We start from the raw sequence: 18,776 nt of genomic DNA, 5'->3' as shown, positions 1-18,776 counted from the left end.
GGCGCCCTCATCGTATTGCCCTCATGAACAGGGTTCGCGCTTTTCTGTCGGCGCGCTGCAACGTATCCCAGTCGTCTGGCGGGATCGTCGGTGGCCGCCCAGCTTGATGATATCTGGCGAAATCGACAACTATCGCTTCGGCACCGAGTTCTTGCAGGATGGCGGCGCCGATGATCCCGTGATCGAGATACCTTCGGAAACGACCGCGGACCTTGATGTGGAGCGCCACGAGGGCGGTCGCCACCGATCTCCCCCAGACCCCGAGTCCGGCCTCGTGCTTCCCGATATCGTGCAGCAGGGCCGCCCGCCGGAGATCGATCCTGTCCATCACCAGTCTTGCTGCCGCCAGACCATGCTGCTGGTCTGCAACGGGTTGGTCGAAGAAGGCCCTCTTCTCGGCGTCGGATCGCAGCAGCTCCGAGACTTCTTTCTTCGCCTGCTCGTCGAGAGGGCGAGCAGTGAGGGCTTCGAGAAACCGCCGCGCCAGATGCCCCCAGTATCGGAGAGCATTCATAGGAGTCCTGCAACTCGCGCGAGCGCCTTGATCGGTGCCATCAGCAACACCGAGAACTTGGGAATGAACAGGAGAGCGAAGATGATCAAGAGGCCGAACGGCTCGATGGCCGCCCATGTGCTGCGACCCCGCGTACCCAGAAGGAGCGGTAGGAGACGGCTACCGTCCAGTGGTGGGACCGGAAGGAGATTGAAGATCGCAAGCACGACGTTGACATAGGCAAACGCCCAGACGGCGACGGCAACCCAACCGGAAACGACCGGCAGGAGCAGCCGGCCCGCCAGCAGAGCGAGGATCGCGTTGGTGGTCGGTCCGGCCAGACCGACGATCGCCATGTCTCGTACCGGCCTGTGGAGACGCGCTGGAACGACAGGGACAGGCTTGGCCCATCCGAACACCGGCGCACCCGTCAGTGCAAGCACGGCCGGAAGGATGACCGTTCCCAGCGGATCGATGTGAACGAGTGGATTCAGGGTGATTCGGCCCGCGTCTCGTGCAGTGGTATCACCGAAACGTTCCGCTACCCAGCCGTGAGCCACTTCATGCAGGATGACCGACGGCGCCAGCGCCGCGATGAAGATCAGACCTTGGACGATCGGACTCAAGAACGGGACTTACACTCGACGCAGAGCACAGATTCTGGCCGAGCCTCGAGACGGGCTTCCGGGATCGGTTCGCCACAACGGTCACAGGTTCCGTAGGTGCCTTCGTCCATCTTGGCAAGTGCTCGATCGACCATCCGAACCCGGCGTGCGAGGCTCTGGACGATACCGATCACCTCACTGCGTTCGGCAGTGGCGGCACCGGCGTCCGCGAAGGATCCTGAAAACTGAACGTCTGAACGAAGGTTGCCGCGATCGGTCGCGCCGAACTCTTCGAGCTGACGAACCAGCTCTTCGCGTTCCCTCGTGAGTGTCGAACGGATATCGTCCATTGTGTGTTCACCTGCTCCGTGGGTGCGACATAACGTACACCTCGTAAAGGTGTTGAGGAGAGACCTTGGTGTACACCTGTGTGGTTGAGATACTAGCGTGCCCCAACATTTCCTGGACCGTTCTCAGGTCCGCTCCCCCTTCCACCATGTGGGTCGCCGCCGAGTGCCGAAGCACATGGGGAGAAACGCGATCCGGGGTGATACCCGCCCGCTGCGCCAGAGTTCGCACGATCAGCCATACGCCCTGCCGGCTCAGCCTTCGCCCTCTGGCACTGAGGAAGAGAGCACCCGGATCCGGGCGTCCCGACTTCAACTCCATGCGGTCGGGCAGATAGGCCCGAATGGCCTCGACCGCGTACGATCCGATCGGGACGACTCGTTGCCTGGAACCCTTGCCGGTCACGAGGGCCGTCCGCTCTTCGAGGTCGATCGCCTCCATGTCGATGCCGGTCGTCTCGGAGACGCGTGCACCGGTTGCGTACATGAACTCGAGTAATGCCCGGTCTCTGCGGCCGAGCGGAGAAGATACATCGGGTGCGTCCAGCAGGCTCAGCACTTCTTGCACCGTGAGGGCCTTGGGCAGACTGCGTGGGAGTTTTGGCGTCTCGATCAAAACCGTCGGATCTTCGGCACTGGAACCCTCGGCCACCAGGAAGCGGTGTAGGCCTCGAAGGGCTGCCACCTTGCGGGCGACGGTGGACGGAGCCAATGACGATCCGTGGAGCATCGAGACGAACTCGACGACCGACCCGGCCGTACTGGCCCGACCATCGAGGAACGTCAGATACCGCTCGAGGTCGCGGCGATACGCAGCTACCGTATTTGCCGAGAGACCTCGCTCACTTACCAGCGATGCGAGGTATTCCTCGACTCCTTCCTGGGTGCTTGTCGCATCCACCTTCGCATCAATTCGGCCGGCGGTCGAGGATCGGTGTTGGATCTGTGTATTCCAACTCGAGGCTCTTTGCCACGGCTCGATGGACGATGGCCGGGCCGATGATGTTCAGCCCCAACAGCAACTCGGGATGTCTGGCAACGGCTCCTGAAACCCCATCGTCGGCCAGCGCCAGCACGTAAGGCAGGGTCGCGTTGGTGAGTGCGTAGGTCGAGGTGTGTGGAACGGCGCCCGGGATGTTTCCGACGGCATAGTGAACGACCTCATGGAGTATGTAGGTGGGGTCATGGTGTGTCGTTTCTCTGCTCGTTTCGAAACACCCGCCCTGATCGATCGCGATGTCGACGAGTACGGAGCCGCGTTTCATCTCCTTCACCATCGTCTCGGTCACCAACTTGGGAGCGGATGCTCCCGGGAGCAGCACCGCGCCGATGACAAGGTCCGCGTCCCGCACCTGTTCCTCGAGGGTCAGCATGTTCGAGGAGAGAGTCAGGATACGCCCACGATAGAGGGCATCCAGGGCCTGCAGCTTTGCCGCGTCCTTGTCGAGCACGACCACTCTGGCACCGAGGCCTGCGGCCATCATCGCTGCGTTGGTGCCGGCCATGCCTGCGCCGATGATGACGACTTTTGCCGGCATGACCCCCGGGACACCGCCAAGCAGCACACCCCGTCCACCGTGTGCCTTCTCCAAGAAGTAGGCACCGGCCTGCGTCGCCATCCTCCCGGCCACCTCCGACATCGGAGCGAGCAGCGGTAGCGCTCCACTGGGAAGTTCGACGGTTTCGTACGCGATGCCGATGATGTCCCGCTGGAGCATCTCTGACGTCAGGTCCGGATGGGCGGCCAGATGCAGATAGGTGAACAGCACCTGCTCTGCATGCAGCATCGCAACCTCGGGCAGCTGCGGCTCTTTCACTTTGAGGATGAGATCGGCGATCTCGAAGACCTCTCGAGCAGATGCGGCGATCTGGGCGCCTTGATCTTCGTACTCGACGTCGTGGATCGTCGAACCTTCCCCCGCGTGGGTCTCGACGACGACCCGGTGGCCACGGCCGACGAGCTCACGGACACCGACGGGGGTGATGGCAACGCGATGCTCCCCTGGTTTGATCTCTCGGGGCACTCCAATGATCACGGTCTGAACTCCCTTCTCAACGAGTGAAGTCCGATCAAGGTCTTCACATCCAGGATCTCTCCATCGTCAACCCTACGCAGCGCTTCGGAGATTGGCAGGCGCACGATCTCCGCCATCTCTTCCTCCGGTCCCTGCGGTCGGACCGGCACCGCTTCCAGATCTTCGCCCTTGAACAACCAGATCCTCTCGTCACTGAAACCCGGGGTCGTATAGAAACTGCCCAGCGGTGTCAAACGTCGCGGTCGAAAGCCGATCTCCTCTTCACATTCTCGTATGGCAGTCACTTCGAGCGGCTCATCGGTCTTGTCGCGTTTACCCGCAGGGATCTCCAGCAGCCGATCTCCGACCGGAATTCGATCCTGGGCGATCAGAATGACCTCGTCTCCCAAGACCGGAACGACGGCGACGGCGCCGGGATGGTGCACGATCTCTCTGGCGGCATGGCGGCCGTCGGAGGCGGCGTAGTGCAGCCGTTCGAAGTCGAGGAACGAGCCGGCGGCGAGGAATCGTCGACCGATCAGGCGCAGCGACTTCACCGGTTTTGCGGTTCTGGAATCCCGACCGTCTCGACGGCGGGACCGGCTGTCGCCCTCCTCGCGATCGCGGCGCGAATCAGGCCGAGGAACAGCGGATGTGGCTCATCTGGCCTCGACTTGAATTCGGGATGGAACTGCGATGCGATGAAGAACGGGTGCCCGGGAAGCTCGATGATCTCCACCAGCGAGTCGTCTGGGGCGGTGCCCGAAAGTCGCATGCCGCCGTTCTCGAGATCTTTGCGGTACCGGTTGTTCACCTCGTAACGGTGCCGATGGCGTTCGTAGATCAGCTCCTGCTCGTAGAGACGGCGGGCGAGAGACCCTTCTGCAAGCTTCGCCGGGTAGAGACCAAGTCGCATGGTTCCACCCATGTCCGAGACATCCTGCTGGCTCTCCATCAGATCGATGACCGGGTTTGTCGTCGTCGGGTTGAATTCGGCGCTGTCGGCGTCCGCCAAGCCGAGAACCGACCGGGAGAACTCGATGACGGCACACTGCAATCCGAGGCACAAGCCAAGGAACGGGATACCGGTCTCCCGCGCGTATCGGATGGCCGAGATCTTTCCTTCGATTCCTCGAATCCCGAATCCCCCCGGGACCACGATGCCATCCACGCCCGCAAGATGCTCAGGAGCGAGAAGCCCGCCCATGTCGTCGCTCGGAATCCATTTCAGGTCGAGCTTCACATCCGTACCGGCGGCAGCGTGGCGCAGGGCCTCGACGACCGACAGGTATGCGTCCGGCAGATCGACATACTTGCCTACGAGGCCGATCGTGACGGGCCTGGTGGCCTTTCGCGCACGTTCGACCATTGCGCTCCAGTTGGCGAGGTCGGGAGGCGGCGTCTCCAGGTCGAGGCGTCTGGTGACGACGTCGTCGAGACCGGCCGCGTGCAATGCGAGGGGGACCTCGTAGATGCTGGGAGCATCTAGAGCGTTGATGACGGCTTCACGATCGACATCACAAAAGAGGCTGATCTTTTGGATGGCGTCGGCCCCGACCTCGCGGTCGGACCGGATGACGATCACGTCGGGGTGGATGCCACGGCTTCGCAGCTCGGCCACCGAATGCTGTGTCGGTTTGGTCTTCAGTTCCTCCGAGGCCGAGATGTAGGGAACGAGTGTCACGTGGACATACACGGTGTTGTGCTCTCCGAGATCTTTGCGAAGTTGGCGGATCGCCTCCAGGAACGGCAGGCTCTCGATGTCGCCAACGGTGCCACCCACCTCCGTGATGACCACGTCGATGTCGTCGCGATCGCCGATTCGCCGGATCCGGGATTTGATCTCGTTTGTGATGTGCGGGATCACCTGCACGGTGCCGCCGAGATAATCACCACGACGTTCCTTCTGGATGACGGACAGGTACACGGAACCGGTCGTGACGTTGGAATCACGACGGAGGTTCTCACCGGTGAAACGCTCGTAGTGCCCGAGGTCGAGGTCGGTTTCTCCGCCATCGTCGGTAACGAACACCTCGCCATGTTGGAAGGGGTTCATCGTTCCAGGATCGACGTTGATGTACGGATCCAGCTTCTGGTTTACGACGCGCAGACCCCGTGCTTTGAGGAGTCTTCCAAGGGAGGATGCGGTGATCCCCTTCCCGAGACTGGAGACCACACCACCCGTTACGAACACGTACTTCGCCACGGGACGTCAGCGTAGCAGCCCGGAGGCGAACTCAGCCATCATATCCCTGCGCAGTGGCGATCAGCTCTTCGGCATGCCTCTGACCCTGCTCCGATTCGGGTAGTCCGGCCAGCATCCTCGACAACTCCCGCAACCGGTCGTCCCCCTCCACGCTCTCGACGCGTGCTCGGGTCCCATCCCTGGTGACGACGAAGTGGCGCTCCGCGAAGGCGGCGACCTGCGGAAGGTGTGTGACACAAAGTACCTGACGGTTGATCGCGAGTTTCGCCAGCTTCCTCCCCAGCGCAAGCGCCGTCTCGCCGCCGACGCCCGCGTCGATCTCGTCGAAGGCGACGATGGGAACGCGTCCGACGTCTGCAGCCAGGTGAAGAGCAAGCACGATTCGGCTCAGCTCTCCTCCGGATGCAACACGATCGATGGGTCCGGGGGTCAGCCGGTCATCCGACGCGAAGAGAACGTGGACGGTGTCGGCTCCGTTCGCCCCGGCTTCTGCATCCTCCACCACCAGATGAAGCGTGGCGTTGGAGAACCCCAGTTCGCGAAGGTGCTCCGCCGCTTCCGCCTCGATGCCGGCTGCCGCCTGCTGCCGAGCGAGGAGGAGGGCTCTGCCCGCCGCCGAGAGTTCTTTCCTCGCTTCGTCCAGCTCGTCTCCGGTCGCATCCGCCCGGCTCAAGAGTCGATCCAACTGCTCGAGTCTGTCGTGCACCTGCGCACCGAAACTGAGCACATCGTCGAGCGTGGCGCCGTACTTGCGACGCAAATCGGACAGGCGTGCAATGCGCTGTTCCAGCAGCTCGAGTGCGGCAGGATCGTGCTCGATACCTTCCATGAGCAGGCGCACCTGGGTGAACACTTCACTCGCACGTACGGCCACCTCGTCGGTTTCGGTGACCAGTGGGGCCGTCGACGGGTCGAGGCTTGCGACGGCCCTCAATTCGTCGATCGCCGATCCGGCGGCCGTCATGGCTTCTTCGAGTGCCGCCTGTACTCTCGAGAGGCGCTCGGTCAGTTCCCCTGCATTGCGCAGGCGAACGACACTTTGGTGCAAGGTTTCGTCATCGCCGGCCTGGAAACCGGCAGACATGATGTCGTTGTGCTGGTACGAGAGGAGATCGCGTTCGCGTTCCAAGGCACGACGGTCGCCTCCAAGTGCCGCAAGGTCTGCTTCGAGTCCCTTCACCTTGCGCCATGCGTCCCGGTAGAGCTCGAGCGCGGAACGCGAGATCCCCCCGGCGTCGACGAAGTTGCGCATCGCACCCGGCCGGGCGAACTTCAGCCGATCGTGCTGGCCAATGATCTCGATGAGCGACTGCGTCCGCTGTTCGAGCACACGCGCCGGCACCATGTGCCCGTCGATGTAGGCGCGGCTCCGTCCATGTGCGACGCGCCGTGCAAGCACCGTTTCCTCCTGATCGATGACGAACCGGCCCTCGACCATGGCTTCTCCTGCCCGTGGCCCGATCGTGTCGGTGGGCACGCGTTGGCCCATCAACAGGCGCAACGCTCCGAGGAGCATGGTCTTTCCTGCGCCGGTCTCACCGCTGACGACCACCAATCCCGGACCAGGCTCGATGTTGACATCATCGAGGATGCCGAGGTTCTGAACCTTCAACTCATCGAGCATTCAGCCGCTCACCGACCTTCTGTCCTCGTTGAGATGGAACTTGTCCTTCACGCGCCGGGGGAACGACGTACCCGAAATGTCGATGAAACGAACCTGTGCGAATCCGCGTTCGATGATGATCATGTCGCCGTTGTACGCCGTTCCGAGATCTCGTCCGTCCACACTGACGCCGGCAGGCCTGTCGGCGACCACCGTGCATCTGATCTCGGTATCGGGATGCAGGATCACCGACTTCGAGAACAACGAATGCGGTGCAACCGGTGACATGATCAGCGCCTCGACCTCTGGATCCATCAGTGGCCCACCGGCAGAGAGGTTGTAGGCGGTCGAACCGGTCGGGGTGGCGAACACGAGGCCATCAGCGTGATAGTCGATGAACCGTTCACCGTTGACGCGTACCTCGATCGAGATGATGCTGTGCCCTCCGGTCTTTTCGACCACGACATCGTTGATGCCCACAGCGGCTTCTCCTGCGTTCATGCGCGCCTGGATCGTCATGCGGGCCGATTCGCGCCACACGCCCGACGCCAACACGTCGAGCGCGTCGGGAAGTCCTGTCGGTTCGACATCGGCCAGGAATCCCTTCCGTCCGACGTTGACTCCGAGGAGCGCGGCACCCGACTCGAGTGCGATCCTCGCCGCGCGCAGGACCGTTCCGTCGCCACCGATGGCGATGACCGCGTCAACGTGCTCTGCGTCCTGGTCGACGACTTCGATGCCTCGCTGTAGGCAGCCTTCCCGGAAGTGCTGCGCCACGGCTCCCGCCTGTGGACGCCGCTCGTGTACGACCATCGTCAGCCTCACGCGTGCACCACCTTTTCGACTTTCTCGTCATTCACCGTCACACGTCCCCATCTTGCCCAGAGCAAGAACTCGACATTCCCGCCTGCTCCCCGGAGGGGAGAGCGAATCAGCTCCCTTGCACCGATACCTGCTTGCTCGAGACAGTGGATCACCTTGTTGAGAACTTCCACATGCACCCTAGGGTCGCGCACGATCCCGCCCTTGCCAACCTTGCCCTTTCCTGCTTCGAACTGCGGTTTCACCAGCAGGACGAAGTCTGTGTCCTCGGCGCTGCAAGCGGCGAGGATCGGAGCAACGGTGCAGAGGGAGATGAAGGAGAGGTCGGCGACGATCACCTCGAACGGAGCTTCGATGGCGGCGGGGTCCACGTGACGGAGGTTGGTTCTCTCCACGACCCGCACCCTCGGGTCCTGTCGGATCCTCCACGCCAACTGTCCGTACCCCACGTCCAAGGCGACGACCGATGAAGCTCCCGCCTGGAGCAGACAATCGGTGAATCCACCTGTCGACGCTCCTGCATCGAGACAGTGTCTCCCGGCAACTGCTACTTCGAATGTGGCGAGGGCCCCGGCAAGTTTCTCGCCGCCTCGAGAGACGAATCGCGACGACCTCCGAGCGAGACGTAGGGATGATGAGCCGTCCACCATGGTGGACGGCTTCGGGGTCGGCACTCCTCCAACCATCACTTTTCCCGATTCGATGGCGGCCTGGGCTTCGCTGCGGCTTGCAGCAATCCCTCTGCGAACGAGCTCGACATCGAGCCTACGCCTGGTCAGGCCGTGTCCTCGACTTTGTCTTCGAGCCGATCCGCCAGCAACTTGGCCAGCTTCTCGGCCACCTCCGCGGCATCGGCCGGATCCATGTCGGCGAGTTTCTCGAGCAGCTCGGTGACTTGCGTATCATCCATTCTCGGCATTATCACATCTCAGCCCGGCAGGAGCAGTCATTTGATCCCCATTCGGGACGCGAACCCAGGCATCACTCGTCCTGTCATCACATGGCTGATCATCGTCGCGGCAGCGTTCGTGTTCTTCTTCGTTCAGCCCCACGGTGAGCGACCTGCCTTCGAGTTCGCGGTACACCATGCCGCGATTCCATGTGAGCTCTCCTCGGCTTCACTCCTCGACCAGGGCGATCTTTCGGGCTGCTCGGCCACTCCGCAGCCTCCACCCCTCTTCCCCGACAAGAATCTGTGGGGAAGTGTCTTCGTTTCGATGTTCCTGCATGCGAATCTGCTGCATCTGATCGGCAACCTCTGGGTACTGTGGATTTTCGGCAACAACGTTGAGGATGCGTTCGGCAAACTCGGGTATGCGCTCTTCTATCTGGCCTCGGGAGTGGCAGCGACGGCGGCCTTCGTCATCTCCAACCCGAGAGCGATCACGCCGTTGATAGGTGCCTCGGGCGCAATCGCCGGTGTGATGGGTGCCTACCTCGTTCTCTATCCGAGAGCGCGGGTCGTGTCGGTGTTCCCGATCCTCTTCTTCCTTCCGATCGCGCTCCCTGCTTCGGTCTTTCTGCTCTTCTGGTTCCTCGGCCAGTTCTTCGTCGAAGCGGCAGGTGTCGCATGGCAGGCACACGTCGGAGGGTTCCTCTTCGGCGTTGCGGTGGCGGCCCTCATGCGACCAACACTGCTCAGACGGGTTCGCCGGCGGCGCATCATCGCCTTCCGCTGAACCGATCGCGTGTCAGGATATCGGCGAACTCGACGAGAGAGGCGGTGACGAGCTCCGGTTCCAGGTCGGCTGGAATCTCGTTCGGGTCCGAGAGGACACCCGTGAGTACCAAGGCAGCGTTCCAATGTTCGGCCTTCGCCATGGCCAGATCGGTCTCGGGACGATCCCCCACTACCCACACGGGACCCGGTACCAGTCGCCGTTTCACGAGGGTCCGCATGGCAGAGTGAGGTTTACCTGCGACCGTCGGCGTTTGCCCGGATGCAGTGGCGATCGCGGCGACGATCGCACCCGCGCCTGAGCGAAGTTCATCTGGTCCGGGAAAGGTGGCGTCCGTGTTGGTGGCAATGAATCGCGCTCCCCCACGGATGGCAGACGCCGCCCTGTCCAGGCTCCGATAGTTGAAATGGACATCGAGTCCCACGACCACGGCTTCGGCGGCGGAAGGGTCATCGACGATGGGGATACCGCGTTTGGTCAACGCCGACACGATTCCCGTTCCTCCAACGACCATCGAAGCCGGTCGATCCGGTGCAAGAAGTGCGGCAGCGGCATCGGCAGAGGTGATGACCTGATCGGGTGAGGCCGCGTAGCCGTTGAGGCGGGCGATCTCGTTGGCGACATCTGCACCTGTTCCCATCGAGTTGTTCGTGACGAACACGATGGCGAATCCCGCATCGTCGAGTCGTTGTAGAGCATCCCCGGCGTGAGGGATCGCCTCGGTGTCCCGGTTCAGGACACCGTTGAGATCGCAGAGAACATTGCCGAACCGCTCTGCACCGACTAGAACTCCCGCCATGTTCACACCTTTCCGAGGAACCACGTTCACGGCCAATGTGGCTGCTTGTACCAGCCCGCCATACGACATGATCGACGATGCTGCCACGTTACGTAACTCCTCGCCACACAACATGGTGAGGCTCCTGCTCCCGGGGACGTATGAGGAATCTGCGAGGCTTCTCGAAGCCTGGCTCGGGGAAGGAACGCTGCGAGTCGACGAAGAGCCGCGCTTCTACCTCTACACGATGCGCTACCGGACCGGTGAGGGCAGCGAGCGGGAGGCACGTGGTGTCATCGGTGCCCTTGCTCTCGAACCGATCGGTACTCGGATTCTCGGTCACGAGGAAACGATGGCAGATACCGGAGTGGACCGGTTGGAGCTTCTGCGGGCAACTCGCTCGAATCTCGATCTGATCATTGCTCTCTCTCCGGCACCCGGGCTTCCCGCTCTTCTCGAACCGGAAGGATCTCCACGGTTTGCATTCGAAGCCGACGGCGTCCGTCATGCCCTGTACGACATCGAAGGCCGGGCATCGGCGATTGCCGAAACCGTGGATCGGCATCCTCTCGCCATCGCGGATGGTCACCATCGGTTCACTGCAGCACTCGAGTATCAGGCTTCGTGTGAAGGCCGCGGTGGATGGGACGCAATCATGACCTTCGTGGCACCGGCCCAGGGCAGCGGATTGCAGATACGTCCCATTCACCGGTTCTTTCCGGTTCTTGACGTCGAGGAGATCGACGACGTCTTCGACGTGGAAACGGCCCCTCCGTTGCCGCCGACGGTCCCCGGCTCCATCACGATGGTCACCGCCGACGAATCGAAGCTTCTGATTCCGAAGGCAGGCCCGCTCCAGGCTCTTCCGATGTCATGGAGAAAAGCGAGCACTGCCGTGGCGCGCGAGCTGCTTTATCCGCGGTGTGGTGTCGGAGAAGAAGACGCCGTATTCCATCCGGATCCTGAGCGCTTGATCGGCGAGCTCGCCGGTGCTCCCGACGGAGCGGTTCTGCTCATGGCTGCCGTACCGGAAGACGCAGTCTCGGATGCTGCGGATCAGGGGCTCCGTTTCCCCCGGAAGACGACGCTCTTCGTTCCCAAGCCGCGTGCGGGCCTCGTGCTCAGGTCTTTCTGAACGGGCGGGACTTTCCCGAGCCGAGCAGGAGTTTCATCAGGTCGACCATGGTCGGCGTAACCGGTCGCTCGAGCACGTCCTCCAACGCAACCCACTCGATCTCGGCCGCGTCATCACCTGCGTGCAGTGTCCCGCCGATAACGCTTGCGGCATAATCGACCAGGGTGAAGTGCCAAGCGGGCGGATCGCCGGGACCGATCGCATCACCCACCCATACAACGTCTCCAACGGCGATCTCGAGACCTGTCTCCTCTCGTGCCTCACGCACGGCGGCGGCCTCGCGGGTCTCCCCATACTCGACCTTGCCACCGGGTACCGCCCAGAGCCCTTTGTTCGCTCCGCGGCCTCTCCGGATCAGCAGTAGTTCTCCATCGCGCACGATGACGACACCGACGCCCGGAATCGGCGCTCTATCAGAGGTCTTCATGGTGCGTAACGATCGATCGGGCTTTGAACCCCTGCGCTTCGAAGAAGTTCTTGCTTTCACGGCGGCCGGGCAGCACTGCGATGTCGAATCTGGGTGTCCCACGGTTCCACAGATCTCCGAGGGCGGTGTCCAGCACGCCTTTTCCCACACCGATTCCTCTGGCATGGTGTTCGGTCAAAAGCGAGTCGATGGGCACCGATCGCTCACCTACGGCTCTCTCCGGTGCAGAAAGGCCGTTCGTACGTGCGCCAATCGGAGGCACGCTCACCATCTCCTGCTCGAGGTGACGATACGACCACGCCAGATCAAGGAGATCTTCGGCGTTGCCGCAGCGAGCACCGACCGCCCCATCGGTCATTTGTCTCCAATCCTGCTCCGAATGCCCCATTTTGTGACGAGCCACATGGCCTCGGCGACGATAACGGCTCCCATCTTCGACGTCCCCTCCCGACGGTCTCTGAAAGTGATCGGCACCTCCACGATTCGGAGACCTTGGTCCACGGCTCGCAGCGTCATCTCTACCTGGAAGGCGTATCCGGAAGCCAGACAGGTCTCGGCTTCCAGGCTGATCAGTGCCCGGGTCCGGTAGGCGCGGAATCCCGCCGTGGCATCGGCGACGGGCAGGGCGAGCATGCGTCTTGCATACCAATTCCCGCCCTTGGACAGCAAGCGCCGATACAGGGGCCAATCAGGAATGGCCCCCCCTTCTATGTACCTGCTGCCGATTGCGAGGTCCGCTCCAAGCTCCACCGCGTTCACGAGCGAGGGAAGCGCGGCCGGGTCGTGTGAGAAGTCGGCATCCATCTCGCAGATGATGCGGGCACCATCGGAGAACGCGTGCCGAAACCCGGCAGCATACGCAGAGCCGAGCCCCGCCTTGTGCGTACGGTGGACAACGTCGACTGTGGGGATCTCCTTTGCGAGATCGTCCGCCAGATCCCCGGTGCCGTCGGGTGAGGCATCATCGACGACCAGGACGCGATACCCATATCGCGTCACTGCCCTGACGATCGGTCCGAGGTTCTCGCGTTCGTTGAACGTCGGAAGGACGACCGTTACCTGTGCGGGGTCAGCCGGCACAGTCTCTGCAGATCAGTTTCCGCTTGTCTGCAAGCTGACTGATCCGCTTGACGAGGAAGCAGGAAGAGCAAACGAACTCGTCTCCGCGTATCTCCTCCGCATCCGCATCAAGGGTGAGTTCTGCGCGTCGGATTGCGCGAAGTTCGGCGGCCTCGTCGACGAGCAGCGTCTCCGCTGCCTCGTCTTCGAGCAGCTCCAGTTCCTCTGCTTCGAGCTCTTCCAGGGCCTCTGCGGCCTCTTCTGCCGCCTTCTCGTCCCCGTTGTCCTCATCGCTCGAATCGAGACCTGCGTCTCCGAAACCTTCAGCCGGCTCGACGGTGTCGAGATCATCATCGAGGACCTCGACGATGTCGGATTCGGGTTCATCGGTGACTGCGCCTTCGAGACCGACCTCGACGTTGTCATCGCTGGGGGCCACTGGTCCTCTCTCTCATATGAAGCGGCGAGAGTATACCCACAAACCCCCGCCTGGAGCGCTATCTGACGGTAGCGCCTCATCTCTCTTGTGTGGCCGCGGATCGCCGACATCGACATCTACTGCCTCGACCGGCAACCTTTGCGGCGTTCTGTGGGCCGGGAACGCCGCTTGCTTCGTTCTCCGCCTCGACGCACCTGAAGGTGCGCCTTCGTTGTGCGGGTCTTGCCATCGGTATCGGATCGACCCGACAACTCGACTCGAACGAAAGGGCCGGGTCGATCCGTGTCGACGACGTGTTCCTGCCTCGGCATCGACACCCCGACCGTCATCGCCCAAGGCACTGGCTCACAGGCGGCCACGTTCGCCGGGTCCGTCCTCGCTCCGAATTTCAGGAGCGAGGGGTCTTTACCGATACCGCCGCTTGACGGATGTGCCCGCACATCGAGCCTTCCCCGAAGTACTCTCCATCGGCTTCCACCGGCCAGGGCGCCGAGACGCTCAGCTTGAATGAGTCGGCAACAACCCTGTGGATCTGTGGTTCGGCAATGTGGGACCCGCTCTTCGCGAGCCACCATAACCTGGGAACGTCTTTCTTGGAAGCCGTGAATACCTGGATATCGAACAGGCCGTCGGAAGCGGAAGCGTCGGGCGCGATATGCCAGCCTCCTGCGAAATACCGGGCGTTGGCGAACACCGTGAGCATCGACGAGCCCGAGAATTCCATGTCACCTGCCTGCAGGCTCATCTCCACCAACCGGATGCGCGGGAAGACGAGCGCGAGCGCCAGGTGGTATTTGCTGGAGCCCAGCCATCGCGGCAGGGTCATCGATCGGCGTATCACGGCCGCGGTGACACCGGCTTCTGCAACGTTGATGAAATACCGGCTTCCCCAGTTGCCCTCGAGGACCCCCACATCGAGTTTCTGTCGTGTGTCGCCGCGTAACGCCATTGCCGCCTCTTCGATGTTCTGGGGGATCTCGAAGGTTCGTGCGAGGTCGGAGCCGGAACCCGCCGGGAGCAGTCCCAGGAGAGGAGGCTCGCTCCATTCGTGCTGCAGCAGTTGGTCGACGACGAGGTTGGCGGTTCCATCGCCTCCGACCGCAACGAAGCGCACTCTGCCTTCATGAACCCCGACGTCGACGGCGTCTCGCATCGCTTCGGCCGTGGTCGGCACCAGTATCCTGGCTTTCACGTCGCAGCGCCCAAGGGCCTCCCTCGTCCGCTCTTCGGCGTGACTCCGATATCCGGCTTTCGGGTTCACCAAGACAAGCCATTCCTCCATGTTCCCCTCCCTCTTCACCGAACTGCCGCAACAACGCCGCGATCGATACCTCGAATTGCCGTTCCCAACGGGCCTGCGAGATGCGGAGCCGCCTCGCGCACCTGTCGCATCACGTCCAGAAGCTGCCTGGAGGTTCGAACGAAATCGCCTGCGTCCCACACGCCGAGTACCTCACTCAGGTCCTCTCCCAGTGTCCAGCGGTAGGCAAGCGAAGCGAACCCGGCATCTGGCCGACGGGTCTGCGGAAGCCCTCTGACCCGTTCGTCCTTGGCGAGTTCTTCCCAGGCTGCCTCCAGCCGGGCGCCTCTCACACGAAGCGCCTCGGTTGGCCAGGCTTCGGTGCCACCTTCATCGTTTCGTGGCTCGTAAACCGCCATCGAGATCAATGCGGCCATTTCGGCGGGATCGAGGCCCTCGAAAAGTCTCCTTTGGAGTGCTTCGGAGATGAGTAGAGCGAGTTCGCTGTAGATCGCCCGCAGCCGTTCACCGTGCGGCGTCAGGGTCCAGCCGGCCACGTAGCCACGAGCCTCGAGCAGGTCGAGTATCTGTTCGAATTCCCGGACCAGACCTCCCTGCGCCTGGTCGAGTTCTTTGGCGAGCCGGCGATTCTGTTGTTCCAAACGCAGCGCCCGTTCGAGGGCTCGCAGATGTTCATCCCTGTCCGGACATGCACCGACCGGGTGTTCCGGTCCTGGCTCTGCGTTTCCCAGCAGCTCGGGGGGACCTCGAAATGCTCGAAGTTGTCGTGCAATCTCCGCTCGGAACTTCGGGTCCCCGATTCCCTGGGATCTCGTCAGGACCATGGAGCCCAGTGACACGGTCTCGGGTCCCATGTCCTTGGGATGCAGTCGAACCACTTTGCCTCGTGTCGAGATCACGACGAGTTCGACTCTCTCACCCTGCCGGCGTTTCACGACCACGTATCGACCGGCCTTGCCTCCTGAGACGACCTCGATCACTTGCCCGCGACGCAGTCCGTCCGTGGGAGACGATGCTCGCGTCGTAGAAGCGTTGAGAAGCTCCCGGTATTCAGCCACGTCTCCCCGGTCGCACGACGCTGCGTCCCACAATGACTCGAGCTCGGCTTCTCGACGCTGGAGTGACCGCACTTTCTTGCGTATCGCTTTCGACGCCTGAAACTGGCCGAATGATGCGTTCAACAGCTTCTCTGCCCGCTCCCGCGAGTAGTTGGCGACCAAGTTCACTGCCATGTTGTAGGTGGGTCGGAAACTCGATTGGAGTGAATGTGACCCGGTGGCGGCGAGTTTGGCGACCTGTGCAAAGGGGACGAATCGCGAGTGCAGTACCACGCCGTATCCAACTTCGTCGATCCCGCGTCGTCCCGCCCTGCCGGTCAGCTGTGTGTAGTCGCCGGCCCTGAGCAGTTCGTGGGTTTCTCCGGTGAAGCGACTGAGACTCTCGAGAACGACGGTGCGCGCGGGCATGTTGATGCCAAGGGAGAGCGTCTCGGTGGCGAAGACGACCTTGATCAGGCCTCGGGCGAAAAGCTCTTCGACAGTTTCTTTGAACGCCGGCACCATCCCTGCGTGGTGAGGAGCGATCCCCGCCTGCAGGCCCGTCAACCATGCCTCGTATTCGAGAACGGCGAGATCACCGGAATCGAGATGGGCTGTCTTCTCTTCGGCGACTCGGCGAATGCTGTCACGTGCCGGCGCGTCGGTGAACCTTGCGCCGGACGAGACGAGTCTCCTGGCAGCATCGTTGCAACCTGCTCTCGAGAAGATGAAATAGATGGCGGGGAGCATGCTCTTGCCGGCCAAGGCCGACACGATCTCGGTTCGCCGCGGGGTTCCGTAGCGACGGGCCTTCTTCCCGCCTATGCGTGACTCGATGGATTTGTTGGCTCTGTGCTCTCTGAGCATTTCGTCCATGAAGACTTCGTCACTCCATCGATCTTTCACTGCATAGAGATTGACCAGCGGGACCGGACGCCGCTCGGCCTGTATGAGACTCGTTCTCCCCCGTCTGCTGCGGACCCATGCCGTGAACTCGTCGGCGTTGGACAAGGTCGCGGAGAGGCATACGAGCTGAGTCTTCGCCGGAGCGTGGACGATGATCTCCTCCCACACTTGTCCACGAAACCGGTCTTGGAGATAGTGAACCTCGTCCAGAATCACGACTTCGAGACCGTCAAGTGCTTCAGAGCCCGCATAGATCATGTTCCGAATGACCTCGGTCGTCATCACCACCAGCGGCGCGTCACCATTGATCGTGTTGTCTCCGGTCAGCAGCCCCACATGTGGAAACTGCTTTCGTAAGTCGTTGAATTTCTGGTTGGACAGTGCTTTGAGCGGTGTCGTGTAAAAGGCCTTCTTTCCTCGGGACAGAGCCTCTCGAATCGCGACCTCGGCAACGAGTGTCTTGCCCGATCCCGTGGGGGCGGTCACGACGACGGACGCTCCGGACCGGATTCGATCTGCAGCCTCGAGCTGGAACGCGTCCGGTTCGAAATCGAGGTCGAACCCGATCATTTATGCAGCGCCAGCTTCACCAGCCAGATCGTCATTTCATACAACACGTAGAGGGGCACCGAAAGAGCGGTCAGTGTCAGGGGGTCGCCCGTCGGGGTCACGACGGCGCCCACGACGACGATGATGAGCACCGCCCATCGACGGCCCTTCTTGAGCTGAGTGGAGCTGATCAGGCCAACGGCCGCGGCGGCGAACAGGAACACGGGAAACTCGAATGCGACGCCGAACACGAGGAGGAATCGAAGTGTGAGACCGAAATAGTCCGAAGCCCCGATCACCGACGTGAGTCCCGGCTGGATGCCGAGAAGGAACACGAGTCCTCTGGGGAGGATGTAGTAACCAAACGCGGCGCCGCCGGTGAACAGCACCACGAGAGCGGTCACGATCGGGATTGTCCACTTCTTCTCTTTCTTCGTGAGCGCAGGGTTCACGAATGCCCACAACTGGTAGAAGAGGACGGGGCTGGCAAGGAAGGCCCCGCCAAAGAGAGAGAGCCGCATTGCGATCGAGAAGCCCTCCGTCACCTGGAACTGGTTGAGTTCCTGTCCCGGGAGTGCGAGCCGGTAGGGCTTGGCAAGGACATCGAAGAGTTGCTCCCGAAACAAGAACGCCACGATGGCGCCGATGGTCAACGCGATCGCACTCTTGACGAGACGCCACCGCAGTTCGTCGAGGTGCTCCAGAACGGGGCGTGGTTGGTCTTTACTCATCCTCAGGTCCATCGTTGGGTGCTGCGTCGCCGGCATCTTGCGCAGATTCCGCATCTTCTGTGAGGACTTCGTCCCCGGCATCGGGCGGCTTGGTGCCATCCACGGGCGGCTTGGTGACATCCACGGGCGGCTTGGTGCCATCCACGGGCGGCTTGGTGACATCCACGGGCGGCTTGGTGACATCCTCGAGCGCCTTGGTGACATCCTCGAGCGGCTTGGTGACATCCTCGAGCGGCTTGGCAAGGTCCCTGATCGGCTGTGAGAGTTCCTTCAGAGGTTCCGTCAGATCTTTGATGGGCGCCGTCAGATCCTTGACCTCGCTTTCGAGTCCGCGTTGGAGGTCCCCCACCGTCGATTGGATCTCGCGAACCAGCGAGGCGATCTTCTTCGCCATCTCCGGCAGGCGTCGCGGACCGAACACAACCAGTGCCACGAGGAAGATGAAAACGAGTTCGGTAGGACTGACGTCGAAGAACACAACATCTATATGTTAGGGCTCGCTTCGATCACCGTATTTGGTGTTTGGCGCCTTGTACTCCGTATCTCGTGCCTGGTACCCGGTGCTTCCCTTTTCATACCTCGTACTTTGCACCTGGCATCTGGTACTTGACATGTCGTATCGCGACGCGCCAGCAGGGGGAAGCTGCCGTAACGGCCTTGTGTCGGGGTAGTGAGGATGCGAGC

General features: G+C 62.0%; 21 protein-coding genes. 2 read left to right on the top strand and 19 right to left on the bottom strand.

What is annotated here, in order from left to right:
• Window positions 1-7: 7 nt before the first annotated feature.
• Genes GXP34_08385 through GXP34_08340 form a run of 10 tightly spaced genes read right to left on the bottom strand, consistent with a single transcriptional unit; the run spans window position 8 to window position 8,870 of the window.
• Window positions 8-514 (bottom strand): HDIG domain-containing protein, encoded by a 507-nt coding sequence (locus GXP34_08385; protein ID NOY55991.1) that lies wholly within the window; start codon window positions 512-514, stop codon window positions 8-10.
• Window positions 511-1,119, bottom strand: coding sequence for a site-2 protease family protein (locus GXP34_08380; GenBank protein ID NOY55990.1), 609 nt, complete (start codon window positions 1,117-1,119; stop codon window positions 511-513). The genes GXP34_08385 and GXP34_08380 overlap by 4 nt, the downstream gene beginning before the upstream one ends.
• Window positions 1,116-1,448, bottom strand: coding sequence for a TraR/DksA family transcriptional regulator (locus tag GXP34_08375; protein ID NOY55989.1), 333 nt, complete (start codon window positions 1,446-1,448; stop codon window positions 1,116-1,118). The genes GXP34_08380 and GXP34_08375 overlap by 4 nt, the downstream gene beginning before the upstream one ends.
• 7 nt (window positions 1,449-1,455) lie before the next feature.
• Complete coding sequence (gene xerD / locus GXP34_08370; protein ID NOY55988.1) at window positions 1,456-2,358, bottom strand: site-specific tyrosine recombinase XerD; 903 nt, start codon at window positions 2,356-2,358, stop codon at window positions 1,456-1,458.
• Window positions 2,354-3,481, bottom strand: a complete 1,128-nt coding sequence (gene ald, locus GXP34_08365) for an alanine dehydrogenase (GenBank protein ID NOY55987.1) — start codon at window positions 3,479-3,481, stop codon at window positions 2,354-2,356. Before ald ends, xerD begins: the two co-directional genes overlap by 5 nt.
• Complete coding sequence (locus tag GXP34_08360; protein ID NOY55986.1) at window positions 3,478-4,017, bottom strand: NUDIX hydrolase; 540 nt, start codon at window positions 4,015-4,017, stop codon at window positions 3,478-3,480. Before GXP34_08360 ends, ald begins: the two co-directional genes overlap by 4 nt.
• The gene (locus GXP34_08355) at window positions 4,014-5,666 is read right to left on the bottom strand and encodes a CTP synthase (protein NOY55985.1); all 1,653 of its coding nucleotides are present in this window, start codon (window positions 5,664-5,666) and stop codon (window positions 4,014-4,016) included. The genes GXP34_08360 and GXP34_08355 overlap by 4 nt, the downstream gene beginning before the upstream one ends.
• 31 nt (window positions 5,667-5,697) lie before the next feature.
• Complete coding sequence (locus tag GXP34_08350) at window positions 5,698-7,290, bottom strand: AAA family ATPase (protein ID NOY55984.1); 1,593 nt, start codon at window positions 7,288-7,290, stop codon at window positions 5,698-5,700.
• Window positions 7,291-8,094: an NAD(+)/NADH kinase gene (locus tag GXP34_08345; GenBank protein ID NOY55983.1), complete on the bottom strand. Its 804-nt coding sequence runs from the start codon at window positions 8,092-8,094 to the stop codon at window positions 7,291-7,293.
• A complete protein-coding gene (locus GXP34_08340; GenBank protein NOY55982.1) occupies window positions 8,091-8,870 on the bottom strand; it encodes a TlyA family RNA methyltransferase in 780 nt (259 codons plus the stop codon). Before GXP34_08340 ends, GXP34_08345 begins: the two co-directional genes overlap by 4 nt.
• 171 nt (window positions 8,871-9,041) lie before the next feature.
• Between GXP34_08340 and GXP34_08335 the strand changes: the two genes are divergently transcribed.
• The gene (locus GXP34_08335; protein NOY55981.1) at window positions 9,042-9,770 is read left to right on the top strand and encodes a rhomboid family intramembrane serine protease; all 729 of its coding nucleotides are present in this window, start codon (window positions 9,042-9,044) and stop codon (window positions 9,768-9,770) included.
• Here GXP34_08335 and GXP34_08330 read toward each other — a convergent pair.
• Entirely contained in the window at window positions 9,754-10,569 is an 816-nt protein-coding gene (locus GXP34_08330) for an HAD-IIA family hydrolase (protein NOY55980.1), read from the bottom strand. The two genes, GXP34_08335 and GXP34_08330, sit on opposite strands and share 17 nt — an antisense overlap.
• Here GXP34_08330 and GXP34_08325 point away from each other — a divergent pair.
• On the top strand, window positions 10,568-11,683 hold the full coding sequence (locus GXP34_08325) for a DUF1015 domain-containing protein (protein ID NOY55979.1): 1,116 nt from the start codon (window positions 10,568-10,570) through the stop codon (window positions 11,681-11,683). The genes GXP34_08330 and GXP34_08325 overlap by 2 nt on opposite strands.
• Here the strand turns inward: GXP34_08325 and GXP34_08320 are convergent.
• The 8 genes from GXP34_08320 to GXP34_08285 form a co-directional block, all read right to left on the bottom strand.
• On the bottom strand, window positions 11,670-12,110 hold the full coding sequence (locus GXP34_08320) for an NUDIX hydrolase (protein ID NOY55978.1): 441 nt from the start codon (window positions 12,108-12,110) through the stop codon (window positions 11,670-11,672). The two genes, GXP34_08325 and GXP34_08320, sit on opposite strands and share 14 nt — an antisense overlap.
• On the bottom strand, window positions 12,097-12,468 hold the full coding sequence (locus GXP34_08315) for a GNAT family N-acetyltransferase (GenBank protein NOY55977.1): 372 nt from the start codon (window positions 12,466-12,468) through the stop codon (window positions 12,097-12,099). The genes GXP34_08320 and GXP34_08315 overlap by 14 nt, the downstream gene beginning before the upstream one ends.
• Window positions 12,465-13,190, bottom strand: a complete 726-nt coding sequence (locus tag GXP34_08310; GenBank protein NOY55976.1) for a polyprenol monophosphomannose synthase — start codon at window positions 13,188-13,190, stop codon at window positions 12,465-12,467. Before GXP34_08310 ends, GXP34_08315 begins: the two co-directional genes overlap by 4 nt.
• The gene (locus GXP34_08305; GenBank protein NOY55975.1) at window positions 13,180-13,539 is read right to left on the bottom strand and encodes a DUF4193 family protein; all 360 of its coding nucleotides are present in this window, start codon (window positions 13,537-13,539) and stop codon (window positions 13,180-13,182) included. The genes GXP34_08310 and GXP34_08305 overlap by 11 nt, the downstream gene beginning before the upstream one ends.
• A 457-nt stretch (window positions 13,540-13,996) precedes the next feature.
• Window positions 13,997-14,890 carry a hypothetical protein gene (locus GXP34_08300; GenBank protein ID NOY55974.1) on the bottom strand — a complete coding sequence of 298 codons (894 nt, stop codon included), beginning with the start codon at window positions 14,888-14,890 and terminating at the stop codon, window positions 13,997-13,999.
• Between the two features lie 14 nt (window positions 14,891-14,904).
• Window positions 14,905-17,382 carry a DEAD/DEAH box helicase gene (locus GXP34_08295; protein NOY55973.1) on the bottom strand — a complete coding sequence of 826 codons (2,478 nt, stop codon included), beginning with the start codon at window positions 17,380-17,382 and terminating at the stop codon, window positions 14,905-14,907.
• On the bottom strand, window positions 17,379-18,092 hold the full coding sequence (gene tatC / locus GXP34_08290; GenBank protein ID NOY55972.1) for a twin-arginine translocase subunit TatC: 714 nt from the start codon (window positions 18,090-18,092) through the stop codon (window positions 17,379-17,381). The genes GXP34_08295 and tatC overlap by 4 nt, the downstream gene beginning before the upstream one ends.
• On the bottom strand, window positions 18,085-18,570 hold the full coding sequence (locus tag GXP34_08285; GenBank protein ID NOY55971.1) for a hypothetical protein: 486 nt from the start codon (window positions 18,568-18,570) through the stop codon (window positions 18,085-18,087). The genes tatC and GXP34_08285 overlap by 8 nt, the downstream gene beginning before the upstream one ends.
• Between the last annotated feature and the right edge of the window lie 206 nt (window positions 18,571-18,776).

The organism is Actinomycetota bacterium (assembly GCA_013152275.1).
Lineage (GTDB): Bacteria > Actinomycetota > Acidimicrobiia > Spongiisociales > UBA4744 > BMS3Bbin01.
Note: the sequence above shows the minus strand (reverse complement) of the source record. Positions and strands in the feature narration are given on the sequence as shown.